Origin of the sequence: Pseudomonas sp. Z1-14, assembly GCF_051132005.1 — a bacterium.
Lineage (GTDB): Bacteria > Pseudomonadota > Gammaproteobacteria > Pseudomonadales > Pseudomonadaceae > Aquipseudomonas.
Genome location: NZ_CP071646.1, coordinates 856,431 through 871,602, shown reverse-complemented (window position 1 = coordinate 871,602; position 15,172 = coordinate 856,431). Strand labels below are relative to the sequence as shown.

The 15,172-nt window shown below is 61.6% G+C and carries 11 protein-coding genes; all 11 read left to right on the top strand.

The features are described 5' to 3' along the window. Positions 1-28 precede the first annotated feature (28 nt). Positions 29-205, top strand: coding sequence for a hypothetical protein (locus tag J3P89_RS04105; RefSeq protein ID WP_003176118.1), 177 nt, complete (start codon positions 29-31; stop codon positions 203-205). Continuing rightward, positions 189-3,143, top strand: a complete 2,955-nt coding sequence (locus J3P89_RS04100; RefSeq protein ID WP_434628244.1) for a sensor histidine kinase — start codon at positions 189-191, stop codon at positions 3,141-3,143. The genes J3P89_RS04105 and J3P89_RS04100 overlap by 17 nt, the downstream gene beginning before the upstream one ends. Before the next feature lie 22 nt (positions 3,144-3,165). Beyond that, positions 3,166-4,602, top strand: a complete 1,437-nt coding sequence (locus tag J3P89_RS04095; protein WP_434655631.1) for a sigma-54-dependent transcriptional regulator — start codon at positions 3,166-3,168, stop codon at positions 4,600-4,602. Positions 4,603-5,316: 714 nt separating this feature from the next. Then, the gene (locus J3P89_RS04090; protein WP_434601856.1) at positions 5,317-6,714 is read left to right on the top strand and encodes a polynucleotide adenylyltransferase PcnB; all 1,398 of its coding nucleotides are present in this window, start codon (positions 5,317-5,319) and stop codon (positions 6,712-6,714) included. Between the two features lie 3 nt (positions 6,715-6,717). Beyond that, entirely contained in the window at positions 6,718-7,203 is a 486-nt protein-coding gene (gene folK / locus J3P89_RS04085) for a 2-amino-4-hydroxy-6-hydroxymethyldihydropteridine diphosphokinase (RefSeq protein WP_434696778.1), read from the top strand. 327 nt (positions 7,204-7,530) lie between these two features. Continuing rightward, positions 7,531-8,331, top strand: coding sequence for a 3-methyl-2-oxobutanoate hydroxymethyltransferase (gene panB / locus J3P89_RS04080; protein ID WP_434628235.1), 801 nt, complete (start codon positions 7,531-7,533; stop codon positions 8,329-8,331). Then, positions 8,328-9,188: a pantoate--beta-alanine ligase gene (gene panC, locus J3P89_RS04075; protein WP_434696777.1), complete on the top strand. Its 861-nt coding sequence runs from the start codon at positions 8,328-8,330 to the stop codon at positions 9,186-9,188. Before panB ends, panC begins: the two co-directional genes overlap by 4 nt. A 214-nt stretch (positions 9,189-9,402) precedes the next feature. Beyond that, positions 9,403-9,783 (top strand): aspartate 1-decarboxylase, encoded by a 381-nt coding sequence (panD, locus tag J3P89_RS04070; protein ID WP_003228271.1) that lies wholly within the window; start codon positions 9,403-9,405, stop codon positions 9,781-9,783. A 339-nt stretch (positions 9,784-10,122) separates the two neighbouring features. Then, positions 10,123-11,787 (top strand): glucose-6-phosphate isomerase, encoded by a 1,665-nt coding sequence (gene pgi, locus J3P89_RS04065; protein ID WP_305498770.1) that lies wholly within the window; start codon positions 10,123-10,125, stop codon positions 11,785-11,787. A 191-nt stretch (positions 11,788-11,978) separates the two neighbouring features. Continuing rightward, complete coding sequence (acs, locus tag J3P89_RS04060) at positions 11,979-13,916, top strand: acetate--CoA ligase (RefSeq protein WP_434696776.1); 1,938 nt, start codon at positions 11,979-11,981, stop codon at positions 13,914-13,916. Between the two features lie 217 nt (positions 13,917-14,133). Next, positions 14,134-15,150: a class I SAM-dependent rRNA methyltransferase gene (locus J3P89_RS04055; RefSeq protein ID WP_434601860.1), complete on the top strand. Its 1,017-nt coding sequence runs from the start codon at positions 14,134-14,136 to the stop codon at positions 15,148-15,150. Positions 15,151-15,172: the final 22 nt, after the last annotated feature.

Genomic DNA, 15,172 nt, shown 5'->3' with positions numbered 1-15,172 from the left:
GCACGCGCATAAACAAAGAGAGGCCGGGATGTACATCTATCGCTTGGTCCTGCTTTTGGTAGTCGGGATCTACCTGTTCTCCCCGGCCATCATGGATTGGTGGATCGATGCCACGGGTGCCTGGTATCGGCCGTATCTGCTCTGGCTGATCCTGATCGTCGTGACCTTCATCCTGCAGAGCCAAAAAGATGCCGATGAGCTTTAGCCTGACCCAGATGATCCTGATCAGCGCCGCCTACCTGGCGGTGCTGTTCGGCGTGGCCTGGATCAGCGAACGAGGCATGATCCCCCGGGCGATCATCCGCCACCCGCTGACCTATACCTTGTCGCTGGGGGTCTACGCCAGCGCATGGGCGTTTTATGGCACGGTCGGGCTGGCCTATCAGTATGGCTATGGTTTCCTGTCCAGCTACCTCGGGGTGTCCGGGGCCTTCCTGCTGGCGCCGGTGTTGCTTTATCCAATCCTGAAGATCACCCGTACCTACCAACTGTCATCGCTGGCCGACCTGTTCGCCTTCCGCTTTCGCAGCACCTGGGCCGGCGCGCTGACCACGATCTTCATGCTGGTCGGCGTGTTACCGCTGCTGGCCCTGCAAATCCAGGCCGTGGCCGATTCCATCAGCATCCTGACCCGCGAACCGGTGCAACATCGAGTAGCGCTGAGCTTCTGCGCGCTGATCATTCTGTTCACGATTTTTTTCGGCTCCCGGCACATCGCCACCCGGGAAAAACACGAAGGCCTGGTATTCGCCATTGCCTTTGAATCGGTGATCAAGCTGATCGCCATCGGTGGCGTCGGCCTCTACGCGCTGTACGGCGTGTTCGATGGCCCGCAACAGCTCGAGCTTTGGCTGTTACAGAACCAGACCGCCCTCGCCGCCCTGCATACGCCTTTGCAGGAAGGCCCGTGGCGCACGCTATTGCTGGTGTTCTTCGCCTCGGCAATCGTGATGCCGCACATGTACCACATGACCTTCACCGAAAACCTCAACCCGCGCTCACTGGTCAGCGCGAGCTGGGGCCTGCCACTGTTCCTGCTGTTGATGAGCCTGGCGGTGCCACTGATTCTGTGGGCAGGTCTGAAACTCGGCGCCAGCACCAATCCGGAATACTTCACCCTCGGCATCGGCATTGCCGCCAACAGCAAGGCCCTGGCATTGCTGGCCTATATCGGCGGGCTGTCGGCGGCCAGCGGCCTGATCATCGTCACCACTTTGGCGTTGTCGGGCATGGCCCTCAATCATCTGGTGCTGCCGCTCTACCAGCCGCCGGCGGAAGGAAATATCTACCGCTGGTTGAAATGGACCCGCCGCGCGCTGATCGTTGCGATCATCATGGCCGGTTATGGTTTCTACCTGATGCTGGGCGACGGGCAGGACCTGGCCAACCTGGGCATCGTCGCGTTCGTCGCCACCCTGCAGTTCCTGCCCGGCGTGCTGTCGGTCCTGTATTGGCCAACCGCCAACCGCCGCGGCTTTATCGCCGGCCTGATGGCCGGGATCCTGGTCTGGCTGGTCGCCATGCTGTTGCCGCTGCTGGGCAACCTGCAGGGGTTCTACATCCCGCTCCTGAACATGATCTACGTGCTCGACGACACCAGCTGGCACATGGCAGCCATCGCCTCGCTGGCGGCGAACGTGCTGATGTTCACCCTGATTTCGCTGTTCACCAACGCCAGCAGTGAAGAAGCCAGCGCCGCCGAAGCCTGCGCTGTGGATAACGTGCGTCGCCCGCAACGCCGCGAACTGCACGCCGCCTCGCCCCAGGAATTCGCCACGCAACTGGCCAAGCCGCTGGGCGCCAAGGCCGCACAAAAGGAAGTCGAACAGGCCCTGCGCGATCTATACCTGCCGTTCGATGAGCGTCGCCCGTACGCGTTGCGTCGCTTGCGCGACCGGATCGAAGCCAACCTGTCCGGCCTGATGGGCCCCAGCGTGGCCCAGGACATGGTCGAAACCTTCCTGCCTTATAAGGCAGGCGGCGAAAACTACGTGACCGAAGACATCCACTTCATCGAAAGCCGCCTCGAGGACTACCATTCGCGCCTCACTGGCCTCGCCGCCGAGCTGGATGCCTTGCGCCGCTACCACCGCCAGACCCTGCAGGAACTGCCGATGGGCGTCTGTTCGCTGGCCAAGGACCAGGAAATCCTCATGTGGAACAAGGCCATGGAAGAGCTGACCGGCATCGCCGCCCAGCGCGTGGTCGGTTCGCGCCTGAGTACCCTGGGCGAGCCGTGGAAAGGTTTGCTGCAAGGCTTCATCGACCTGCCGGACGAGCACCTGCACAAACAGCACTTGGCTCTCGACGGCCAGACCCGTTGGTTGAACCTGCACAAGGCGGCGATCGACGAGCCGTTGGCGCCGGGTAACAGCGGCCTGGTGCTGTTGGTGGAAGACCTGACCGACACCCAGATGCTCGAAGACAAACTGGTCCACTCCGAGCGCCTGGCCAGCATCGGTCGACTGGCCGCCGGCGTGGCCCACGAAATCGGCAACCCGATCACCGGCATTGCCTGCCTGGCGCAGAACCTGCGCGAAGAACGCGAGGACGACGGCGAGCTGACGGAAATCAGCGGGCAGATTCTCGAACAGACCAAGCGCGTGTCGCGCATCGTCCAGTCGTTGATGAGTTTCGCCCACGCCGGCGGCCACCAGCACAACGACGAACCGGTGTGCCTGGCCGAAGTCGCCCAGGACGCCATTGGCCTGCTGGCACTCAACCGGCGCAATTTCGAAGTGCAGTTCTTCAACCTGTGCGACCCCGATCATTGGGTCGATGGCGATCCTCAGCGGCTCGCCCAGGTGCTGATCAACCTGCTTTCCAACGCGCGCGACGCCTCCCCGGCCGGCAGCGCGGTACGGGTCAAGAGCGAAGCCTTTGAACACACGGTCGACCTGATCGTCGAAGACGAAGGCAGCGGTATTCCACAGAACATCATGGATCGATTGTTCGAACCTTTCTTTACCACCAAGGATCCTGGCGAAGGCACCGGTCTGGGCCTCGCACTGGTCTATTCCATCGTTGAAGAGCATTATGGACAAATCACCATCGACAGCCCGGCCGATGTTCAGAGCCAACGCGGCACCCGTATCCGGGTGACCTTGCCGCGTCATGTCGAAGCGACGTCCGCTGTGAACTGAGACCGTCGAGAGAATCGAATCAATGCCGCACATTTTGATCGTCGAAGACGAAACAATTATCCGCTCCGCCTTGCGCCGCCTGCTGGAACGCAACCAGTACCAGGTCAGCGAAGCCGGTTCCGTGCAGGAAGCACAAGAGCGTTTCAGCATTCCAACGTTTGACCTGATCGTCAGTGACCTGCGCCTGCCTGGTGCCCCGGGGACCGAGTTGATCAAGCTCGGCCAGGGCACGCCTGTGCTGATCATGACCAGTTATGCCAGCCTGCGCTCGGCGGTCGACTCCATGAAAATGGGTGCGGTCGACTACATCGCCAAGCCGTTCGACCACGACGAAATGCTTCAGGCCGTCGCTCGAATCCTGCGTGACCGACAAACGGCGACCAGCCAGCCTTCGGAACCGACGAACGGCAAGACCGCTGCTCCAGGCAAGGCGGGCGCCAGCAACAGCAATGGCGAAATCGGCATCATCGGCTCCTGCCCACCCATGCAGGACCTCTACAGCAAGATCCGCAAAGTGGCACCGACCGATTCCAACGTCCTGATCCAGGGCGAGTCCGGCACCGGCAAGGAGCTTGTGGCCAGGGCGCTGCATAACCTGTCCCGCCGAGCCAAGGCGCCAATGATTTCGGTGAACTGTGCGGCCATCCCGGAAAGCCTGATCGAGTCCGAGCTGTTCGGCCATGAGAAAGGCGCCTTCACCGGCGCCAGCGCAGGGCGTGCCGGCCTGGTCGAGGCGGCGGACGGAGGCACGCTGTTTCTTGACGAAATCGGCGAGCTGCCCCTGGAAGCCCAGGCGCGGCTGTTGCGCGTCCTCCAGGAAGGCGAGATTCGTCGAGTCGGTTCGGTCCAGTCGCAAAAGGTCGATGTGCGCCTGATCGCCGCGACGCACCGCGATCTCAAGAGCCTGGCGAAAATCGGTCAGTTCCGTGAAGACCTGTATTACCGGCTGCACGTAATTGCCCTGAAGCTGCCGCCACTGCGCGAGCGCGGCGCGGACGTCAACGAGATTGCCAATGCCTTCCTCGCCCGCCAGAGCGCGCGGGTCAACCGCACCGACCTGAAGTTTGCCCCCGACGCCGAACAAGCCATTCGTCATTACGCCTGGCCGGGTAACGTCCGTGAGCTGGAAAATGCCGTGGAGCGCGCGGTGATCCTGTGCGAGAGCCCGGAAATTTCCGCCGACCTGCTGGGGATCGACATCGAATTGAGTGACCTGGACGATGAAGAATTCATCGGCCTGGCCCCTCAACAGGGCGGCGGCGCCAACAACACCAGCCACGAACCCACCGAAGACCTGTCGCTGGAGGACTACTTCCAGCACTTCGTCCTGGAGCACCAGGACCACATGACCGAGACGGAACTGGCGCGCAAGCTGGGCGTGAGCCGCAAGTGCCTGTGGGAGCGCCGCCAGCGCCTGGGTATCCCACGACGCAAGACGGGCGTCGCCAGCGAGAGCTGAAACACGCAGGTGACACCGCAGGATGTGAAAAAACTGTTACCTCAGCTTTTTCACGTAACAGATGCCGGGGTTTACGGTAACGAAACCCCGGCTTTTTTTCGCCTCGAAAAAACCGCTATAACCATAGAACCCCCGGTTTCTCTGGGCCTGCCAAAAGTTGGCACGCACCCTGCTATAGCTTTGGTACAAGAACAATAACAAGCAATGCACAAGACAATAAAAATAAGACGAATCGACTCACGCACAATAAAAACAAGACGGCGAGGGGCGCAGCTAACTGATTCTTTTGGAGAGGCGTTGTATTTGGGGCTTGCCCCACAACCAGGCCGAGAACAATAAAACTGTCTCAAGACAGGTGCCTGAACTGGTTGGATCGATTGATCACTGCAACACAGCGACCAAAGCAATCCGTTTGCTCTTGGCTCCCGATTGGGAGGGTCACGAAGGGAAACCTCGTGGCGCGGGCACTTAACAAAAACAAAAAGCCCGAAACCAATAATAAAAACAGAGCACGCAACTAATTCTGGGGGAGCTTCGGCTCCCCTTGTGGTTTCTGTCATTCCGCCTTCCCCGCAGCCTACAAGCTCGTCGCCTAAAGCTTGCAGCTCAAAACTCCTGTGTCCTACACCATCCCTCGACTAAATGCTAGAATCCCCGCCCATCATGCGGTCATTCCTCGTTTTTGGCCGAATATTCCTTCAAACAGTGCATCCCATGCTGAAGAAGCTGTTCCAGTCATTCCGTTCTCCCTTGCGTCGTACGCAACACATCCGCAGCACGCCTGAAGTGCTCAACAGCGGCCAGCATTCGTTGCAAAAGGCCCAATTCAGCCGTTACGCGGTGAACATCGTCGAACGCCTGCAGAACGCCGGCTACCAGGCTTACCTGGTCGGTGGTTGCGTGCGCGACATGCTGCTCAATATCACGCCCAAGGATTTCGACGTCGCCACCAGTGCCACGCCTGAGCAGATACGAGCCGAGTTCCGCAATGCGCGGATCATCGGGCGGCGCTTCAAGCTGGTGCACATCCACTTCGGCCGCGAAATCATCGAGGTCGCGACGTTCCGCGCCAACCACCCGCAAAACGACGAAGAAGAAGACAGCAACCAGTCTTCGCGCAACGAGAGCGGGCGCATCCTGCGCGATAACGTCTACGGCACATTGGAAGAAGACGCGCAGCGCCGCGACTTCACCATCAACGCGCTGTATTACGACCCGGTCAGCGAACGCATCCTCGATTACGCCAACGGCGTTCACGATATCCGCAACCGGCTTATCCGCCTGATTGGCGATCCCAGGCAGCGTTACCAGGAAGACCCGGTGCGGATGCTGCGGGCCGTGCGTTTCGCTGCCAAGCTGGATTTTGGCATTGAAAAGCACAGCGCCCTGCCGATTCGCGAACTGGCGCCGATGCTGAGGGAAATCCCGTCGGCGCGGCTGTTCGAAGAAGTGCTCAAGTTGTTCCTGTCGGGTCACGCCGCAGACACCTTCGAAATGCTCGTCGACCTTCAGCTGTTCGACCCGCTGTTCCCCGCCAGTGCCGAGGCGCTGGAATACAACCCGACCTACACCCACACCTTGATCAGCGAAGCGTTGATCAACACCGACCTGCGCATCAAGCAGAACAAACCGGTGACCCCGGCGTTCCTGTTCGCCGCCTTGCTCTGGCCCGCCCTGCCCGCCCGGGTCCTGCGTTTGCAGGAACGCGGCATGCCGCCGATTCCGGCGATGCAGGAAGCCGCCCATGAGCTGATCGCAGAGCAATGCCAGCGCATCGCCATTCCAAAACGCTTCACGATGCCGATCCGCGAGATCTGGGATATGCAAGAACGCCTGCCGCGGCGCAGCGGCAAACGCGCCGATCTGCTGCTGGACAACCCGCGTTTCCGCGCCGGTTACGACTTCCTGCTGCTGCGCGAAAGCGCCGGCGAACAGACCGATGGCCTGGGCGAATGGTGGACCGATTACCAGGACGCCAACGACAGCGAGCGCCGCGACATGATTCGCGAACTGAGCGGCAAGGATGACGGCGCCAGCGGCCCGCGCAAACGTCGCCGCAGCAGTGGCGCCAAGCGCAAACGTGCCGGTGCGCCAAGCGCCTCGGGCGAGTGATCGATGGAACGCATCTACATCGGCATGGGCAGCAACCTGGCCGAGCCCGCCGAACAATTGCGCAGCGCCGTCGAGGCGCTGGCGCGACTGCCCGAGACACGATTGGCGTGCGTTTCAGCGTTCTATCAAAGCGACTCCCTGCTCCCCGGCCAGCCGCGCTATACCAATGCCGTTGCGGCGCTGGACAGCGACCTCGCGCCGCTGGACTTGCTCGATGCACTACAGGCCATCGAAACCGGCCAGGGTCGCGAGCGCCTCGAGCGCTGGGGCCCGCGCACCCTGGACCTGGATATTCTGTTGTTCGGTGATCACCTGATCGACGAGCCGCGCCTCAAAGTCCCTCATTACCATATGCACGCCCGAGCCTTTGTCCTGTATCCGCTGGCCGAGCTCGCGCCCGCCGACCTGCGCCTGGCCGATGGGCGCTTGCTCAAGGACCTCCTCGCGGCGTGCCCCTTCGTCGACCTGGAACGCTTGCCCGCTAACTGACCCCAATCCCCTGTGGGAGCGAGCCTGCTCGCGAAAGCTTTGCGTCAGCCTCATTTGCCGGACTGGTACACCGCCTTCGCGAGCAGGCTCGCTCCCACAAAAAATCCGGGACCAGGCAGTCAGTTTTTAAACACGCCTCCACGCTGAAACGCATCAGTAACCTCGGTAACACCCACCGGTAACACATCCAATTGACTTCCCGGTTGCTCCTCACGACTATAGGCGTCCCGTCGCCGCCAACGCGGCGCTAATGGGCGTAATCCAGGCCTTACAAGCACCACGCATAGAAGGTGCGCCTGTATTGGAGCGCCTAATGAGGACTTTTTCATGCCAGCTATTACCCTGACCACGCTGCAAGGTCTCAAGCAGAAAGGTGAAAAAATCACCATGCTGACCTGCTATGACGCAACCTTCGCCCATGCCTGCAACGAGGCCGGTGTCGAAGTGCTGCTGGTGGGCGATTCCCTCGGCATGGTGCTGCAAGGGCACGACAGCACGCTGCCGGTGACCACCGCCGAAATGGCCTACCATGTAGCCGCCGTCAAACGCGGTAACACCGACGCGCTGATCCTCGCCGACCTGCCGTTCATGGCCTACGCCACCCTCGAACAAACCATGACCAACAGCGCCATGCTCATGCAGGCCGGTGCCCACATGGTCAAGGTCGAAGGCGCGTTGTGGCTGGCCGACTCGATCCGCCTGCTGGCCGAGCGCGGTATCCCGGTGTGCGCACACCTGGGCCTGACGCCCCAGGCGGTGAATATCCTCGGTGGCTACAAGGTCCAGGGCCGCAACGAAAACCAGGCGCGGCAGATGCGTGCCGATGCGATTGCGCTGGAACAGGCCGGTGCCGCCATGTTGCTGCTCGAATGCGTACCCAGCGAGCTGGCGCAGGAAATCACTCAAGCGGTAAAAATCCCGGTGATCGGCATCGGCGCCGGTAACGCTACCGACGGCCAGGTACTGGTGCTCCACGACATGCTTGGGCTGTCGATTACCGGCCGCGTACCCAAGTTCGTGAAGAATTTCATGGCCGGGCAAACCACTATCCAGGCAGCCTTGTCCGCCTATGTCACTGAAGTGAAGGCGACGACCTTCCCTGGCGCCGAGCACGGATTTTCCGCATGAACACCGTCAAGACCGTACGCGAACTCCGCGCCGCCGTGGCCCGTGCCCGGGGCGAAGGCAAACGCATCGCCTTTGTCCCGACCATGGGCAACCTGCACAGCGGGCACATGGCGCTGGTGACCAAGGCGGCGCAGCGGGCCGATTTTGTCGTGGCGAGTATTTTCGTCAATCCGCTGCAATTCGGCGCTGGCGAAGACCTCGACAAATATCCGCGCACCCTCGCGGCCGACCAGGAGAAACTGCTCCAGGCCGGCTGCCATCTGCTGTTCGCGCCCAGCGTGGAGGAGATGTATCCCGATGGCATGGCCGGGCAGACCCGCGTCAGCGTCCCACAGTTGTCCGAAGGCCTGTGTGGCGCCAGCCGTCCGGGGCATTTCGAAGGCGTGGCTACCGTGGTCAGCAAGCTCTTCAACATGGTCCAGCCGGATCTGGCGGTGTTCGGCCAGAAGGATTTCCAGCAACTGGCGGTGATCCGCGCGCTGGTGCATGACCTGAACATGCCGATCCAGATCATCGGCGAGCCGACCGTGCGCGCCGAGGACGGCCTGGCGCTGTCTTCGCGCAACGGTTTTCTCAGCCCCGAGCAGCGCGCCGTGGCGCCCGTGGTCTACCGTGCCCTGAGCCAGATCGCCGAAGCGATCAGGCAGGGGCGACGGGACTTCCCGGCGCTGATTGGCGAACAGCTCAAACAGCTCGAATCCGCCGGGCTGCGTCCCGATTACCTGGAAATCCGTGACGCCAGGACCTTGCGCCCACCTGTGAGCGAGGATCGCGACCTGGTGATCCTGGTCGCCGCCTTCCTGGGCACCACGCGCCTGATCGACAACCTGCACCTGGAACTCGACACGCCCGCCTGAACACCTCAGCGTCCCTGTGGGAGCGAGCCTGCTCGCGAAAATGGCAGGTCAGTTGGCGCAGGCGTCGACTGATACTCCGCCTTCGCGAGCAGGCTCGCTCCCACAGGAGTATGGGGCGCCTGACAGACTGTATTTGCAGATCCCGCGCGTATTGCCGCCCCCCAAGCCTTCGGGCAAACTGCCCGCCGTTTGGACCCGACCAGAGGAAACACTCATGCACGCCATCATGCTCAAGGCCAAGCTGCACCGCGCCGAAGTCACTCACGCCGTGCTCGACTACGAAGGCTCCTGCGCCATTGACGGTGAGTGGCTGGACCTGTCGGGCATCCGCGAATACGAACAGATCCAGATCTACAACGTCGACAACGGCGAGCGCTTCACCACCTACGCCATCCGTGGCGAAGAAGGCTCGCGGATGATCTCGGTCAACGGCGCTGCGGCGCACAAGGCCAAGGTCGGAGACCGCGTCATCATCTGCGCCTATGCCCATTACAGCGAAGCCGAACTGCTCAACTTCAAGCCGCGCATGCTCTACATGGCGCCGGGCAACGAACTGAGCCACACCAGCAACGCCATTCCGGTCCAGGTGGCCTGACCGAGACACTCGCTTGGCCCCCTCTCCCCTGTGGGAGCGAGCTTGCTCGCGATAGCGGAGGACCAGTCGAAGAAGATGCCGACTGACATATAGCTATCGTGAGCGAGCTCGCTCCCACAGTTGATCAACTCCGCCTGTCGGACCCTATCACCCGTTGTTGTATAAAAAAGTACCGGGAAACTGTCAGACAAAGTCAAGACAGATCGCAACGCGAGGTTTACTGTAGTCGCCCTGCGTCTGGCGATCGTGTCGACGCAGTTGTCCGGACGCCCTTCTCGGGCCGCGCCGGAATTTTTCAGTGTTAAAAAGGCCGTTCAAAGTAAAAGGAAACCCGCAGCGATGGCGTATTACCGAACTCCTCACGACGTGACCGCTCTGCCCGCCTGGCAAGCGCTGAATGACCACCGCAAAGCCATGCAGGATTTCAGCATGCGCGAAGCGTTCAATGCCGATCCGCAGCGTTTCAATCAATTCACCCTGTCGAGCTGCGGCCTGTTTCTCGACTATTCGAAGAACCTGATCAACGCCCAGACCCGCGACCTGTTGGTAAACCTGGCCAACGAAGTCGACCTCAAGGGCGCGATCGAGGCGCTGTTCGAAGGCGAAATCGTCAACGCCTCGGAGAACCGCCCGGCCCTGCACACCGCGCTGCGTCGCCCGGTCGGCGACAAATTGCTGGTCAATGGCGTCAACGTGATGCCCGATGTGCACAAAGTGCTGAACCAGATTACCGATCTGGTCGGTCGCATTCACGATGGTCTGTGGCGCGGCTACACCGAAAAACCGATCACCGACGTGGTGAACATCGGCATCGGTGGCTCCTTCCTCGGCCCGCAGCTGGTGTCCGAAGCGCTGTTGTCCTACACGCATAAAGGCGTGCGCTGTCACTACCTGGCGAACATCGACGGCAGTGAGTTCCACGAGCTGGCCCAGAAGCTGCGCGCCGAGACCACGTTGTTCATTGTCTCGTCGAAATCCTTCAATACCCTCGAGACCCTGAAGAATGCCGAGGCCGCTCGTGCCTGGTACCTGGCCCAGGGTGGCTCGGAAGCGGAGCTCTATCGCCACTTCATCGCGGTATCGAGCAACAACGCCGCCGCGGTGGCCTTCGGCATCCGTGAAGAAAACATCTTCCCGATGTGGGACTGGGTCGGCGGCCGTTACTCGCTGTGGTCGGCCATCGGTCTGCCGATCGCCTTGGCCATCGGCATGTCGAACTTCAAGGAGCTGCTGTCCGGCGCCTACTCCATGGACCAGCATTTCCAGAGCGCGCCGTTCGACCAGAACATGCCGGTGCTGCTGGCGCTGCTTGGCGTGTGGTACGGCAATTTCTGGGGCGCGCAAAGCCACGCGATCCTGCCGTACGACCACTATCTGCGCAACATCACCAAGCATCTCCAGCAACTGGACATGGAATCCAACGGCAAGAGCGTCCGCCAGGATGGCACGCCGGTATCCACCGATACGGGGCCAGTGATCTGGGGTGGCGTCGGCGCCAACGGTCAGCACGCCTACCATCAATTGCTGCACCAGGGCACCCAACTGATCCCGGCCGATTTCATCGTGCCGATCGTCAGCTTCAACCCGGTTGCCGACCATCATCAATGGCTGTACGCCAACTGCCTGTCCCAGAGCCAGGCGCTGATGCTCGGCAAGACTCGCAGCGAGGCCGAGGCCGAGTTGCGCGATAAAGGCGCCAGTGAAGAAGAAGTGCAGAAGCTCGCCCCCCACAAGGTGATCCCGGGCAACCGCCCGAGCAACACCCTGGTGGTCGAACGCATCAGCCCGCGCCGCCTCGGTGCACTGGTTGCGCTGTATGAGCACAAGGTATTCGTGCAAAGCGTGGTCTGGGGCATCAATGCCTTCGACCAATGGGGCGTGGAACTTGGCAAGGAACTGGGCAAAGGCGTCTACAACCGCCTGGTGGGCAGCGAAGAAAGCCCGGCCGAAGATGCTTCGACCCAGGGCCTGATCAGCTACTTCCGCGGACGTCATCGCGGCTGATCCGAAGTTTGCGCTAACCCTGTGGGAGCGAGCCTGCTCGCGAAGGCGGTGTTTCAGTCAACCTCCGTGTTAACTGGTCCATCGCCTTCGCGAGCAGGCTCACTCCCACAGTTGTTTTGCACATGACTTGAACCCTCCAGTTACTCGGCGCATCTTTATGTCTTGTCGCAAAACAAGAATAAGGAACCGTCATGTTCGATATCAGCCACTACCCCCACGCCGATGCCGTCCGCCGGGCTGCGCAATTGAGTCAGGACGAGTACAAGCGGCTCTATAAAGAATCCATTGAACACCCCAGCGCCTTCTGGGCCGAGCAGGCCACGCGTTTTCTTGACTGGATGACGCCCTGGCAGACCGTCCAGCGCTACGACTTGAAGAGCGGCGAAGCGAGCTGGTTCGCCGGTGGCAAGCTGAACGTCAGCGCCAACTGCATCGACCGTCACCTGGACACGCGCGGCGATCAGATCGCGATCATCTGGGAAGGCGACAATCCCGCCGAATCGGCACAGATCACCTACAAGAAACTTCACCATCATGTGTGCCGCCTGGCCAACGTGCTGAAAAGCCGTGGCGTGAAAAAAGGCGATCGGGTCTGCATCTACATGCCGATGATCCCGGAAGCGGCCTACGCTATGCTCGCCTGCACCCGCATCGGCGCGGTGCATTCGGTGGTGTTCGGCGGGTTCTCGCCGGACTCGCTGCGCGACCGGATTCTCGATGCCGATTGCCGCACCGTCATTACCGCCGACGAAGGCGTGCGCGGCGGGCGATTCATACCGCTCAAGCGCAACGTCGACAAGGCGCTGGAAAGCTGCCCGGACGTCAGCACCGTGCTGGTGGTGGAGCGCACCCAGGGCGAGGTGGAGTGGGTCGAAGGGCGCGACGTCTGGTACCACCAGGCCATGCACGACATGAGCGACGACTGCCCCCCCGAACCGATGGACGCCGAGGACCCGCTGTTCATCCTCTACACCTCCGGCAGCACCGGCAAACCCAAGGGCGTGCTGCACACCACCGGCGGCTATCTATTGCAGGCGGCGATAACCTTCAAGTACGTGCTGGATTACCGCGACAACGAAGTGTTCTGGTGCACCGCCGATGTCGGCTGGGTCACCGGCCATAGCTATATCGTCTACGGGCCACTGGCGAACGGCGCCACCACGCTGATCTTCGAGGGCGTGCCAAGCCATCCGAGCAGTTCGCGGTTCTGGCAGGTGATCGACAAACATCAGGTCAACATCTTCTACACCGCGCCGACCGCCCTGCGCGCGCTGATGCGCGAGGGCGCCGGGCCGTTGCAGGACACTTCGCGCAAGAGCCTGCGCTTGCTTGGAAGTGTCGGTGAGCCGATCAACCCGGAAGCGTGGGAATGGTATTTCAACGTCGTAGGCGAACAACGCTGCCCGATTGTCGATACCTGGTGGCAGACCGAAACCGGCGGCATCATGCTCAGCCCGCTGGTGAGCGCGCCACGGCTCAAGCCGGGCTGCGCCACCCGGCCGATGTTCGGCGTGCAGCCGGTGCTGCTGGATGAAGTCGGCAAGGAGATCAACGGCGCGGGCAGCGGCGTACTGGCGATAAAATCCAGTTGGCCGGGGCAGATTCGCAGCGTCTACGGCGACCACCAACGAATGGTCGACACCTACTTCAAGCCTTACCCCGGGTACTACTTCACCGGCGACGGCGCCCGTCGCGACGAAGATGGCGACTATTGGATCACCGGGCGTATCGACGATGTGATCAATGTGTCGGGCCACCGTATCGGCACCGCGGAGATAGAGAGTGCGCTGGTGTTGCACGACAACATTGCCGAGGCAGCAGTCGTGGGTTATCCCCATGACTTGAAGGGCCAGGGCATCTACGCCTTTGTCACGCCGATGAACGGGGTCGAAGCCAACGACGAGTTGAAGAAAGAGTTGCTGGCCCATGTCAGCAAGGAAATCGGCAGTTTTGCCAAGCCGGAACTGATCCAGTGGGCGCCGGCCCTGCCGAAGACCCGCTCGGGGAAGATCATGCGGCGGATCCTGCGCAAGATCGCCTGCAACGAGCTCGACAGCCTGGGCGACACCTCGACCCTGGCTGATCCGAGCGTGGTGGAGGGCCTGATCGACACGCGCCTGAACCGCTGAGACAACATAAAACCCGTGGCGAGGGAGCTTGCTCCCGCTAGGCTGCGCAGCAGACGCAAAATCGCTATAGCCCCTTGGAAAACAGGGGGCGCTTCGCACCCCAGCGGGAGCAAGCTCCCTCGCCACAAAAGCGCTGCCTGACTCAAACCTGCAGGCAATACCCGAGTATCCATAACTGCTAAACTCCCGCGCCTCATTTCCTTAAGGCGCGCCCGGCATGTCTTCCTTGAATCTGGCGCTGCGCGCCGCCCTCGACCAGCGTCAGGACCTGCTTGGCCAACTGCATCAGCAGGGCACCGATTGCTATCGCCTGTTCCACGGCAGCCAGGAAGGCGCTCCCGGCCTGACGGTCGACCGCTACGGCCCGCAGCTGCTGGTGCAGAGTTTTCATCAGTCACTGGAGCGCGAGGCCCTGTTGCAACTGCACGGCATCGTCAATCAACACTTGGGCCTGGATACCCTGCTGGTCTACAACGACCGCGCCCGGGGCAACTCGCGCATCGACCGCCAGGACAGCATTTATCAGCCTGACGAGGCTGCCTTGCAAGACCTGGTTGGCCATGAGTGGGGGTTGAATTACCGGGTTCGCGGACGTCACGCCGGGCAGGATCCGTTGCTGTTTCTCGATCTGCGCAACGCCCGGGGCTGGGTCAAGGACCACAGCCGGAACAAAAGCGTGCTGAACCTGTTCGCCTATACCTGCGGCGTCGGCCTGAGCGCCGCGGCGGGCGGAGCGCGCGAGGTGTGCAACCTGGACTTCGCCGAGGGCAACCTGGCGGTGGGCCGCGAGAACGGCCTGCTCAATCCCGACCTGCCGACGATGGAATTCGTCCAGTCGGATTATTTCCCGGCGATTCGCCAACTCGCCGGCTTGCCGATCAGTCAACGCCGCGGACAGAAACTGCCCGCTTACGTGCGCCTGGAGCAACGCCAATATGACCTGGTGCTGCTCGACCCGCCGGCCTGGGCCAAGAGCGCTTTCGGCACAGTCGACCTGCTGCGCGATTACCAAAGCCTGCTCAAGCCGGCACTGCTCACCACCGCCGAAAATGGCGTGCTGATCTGCTGCAACAACCTGGCGAAGGTGTCCATGGACGACTGGCGCGAGCAGGTACTGCGCTGCGCGGAAAAAGCCGGCCGCCCGGTTCGCGAGTGGAGCGTGCTGACACCTGGCAGCGATTTTCCCTCGCAGGATCAACAGCCGCCGCTCAAGACGTTGATCCTCCAGCTCTGAGCCCCCATGAATTCCCACGAAT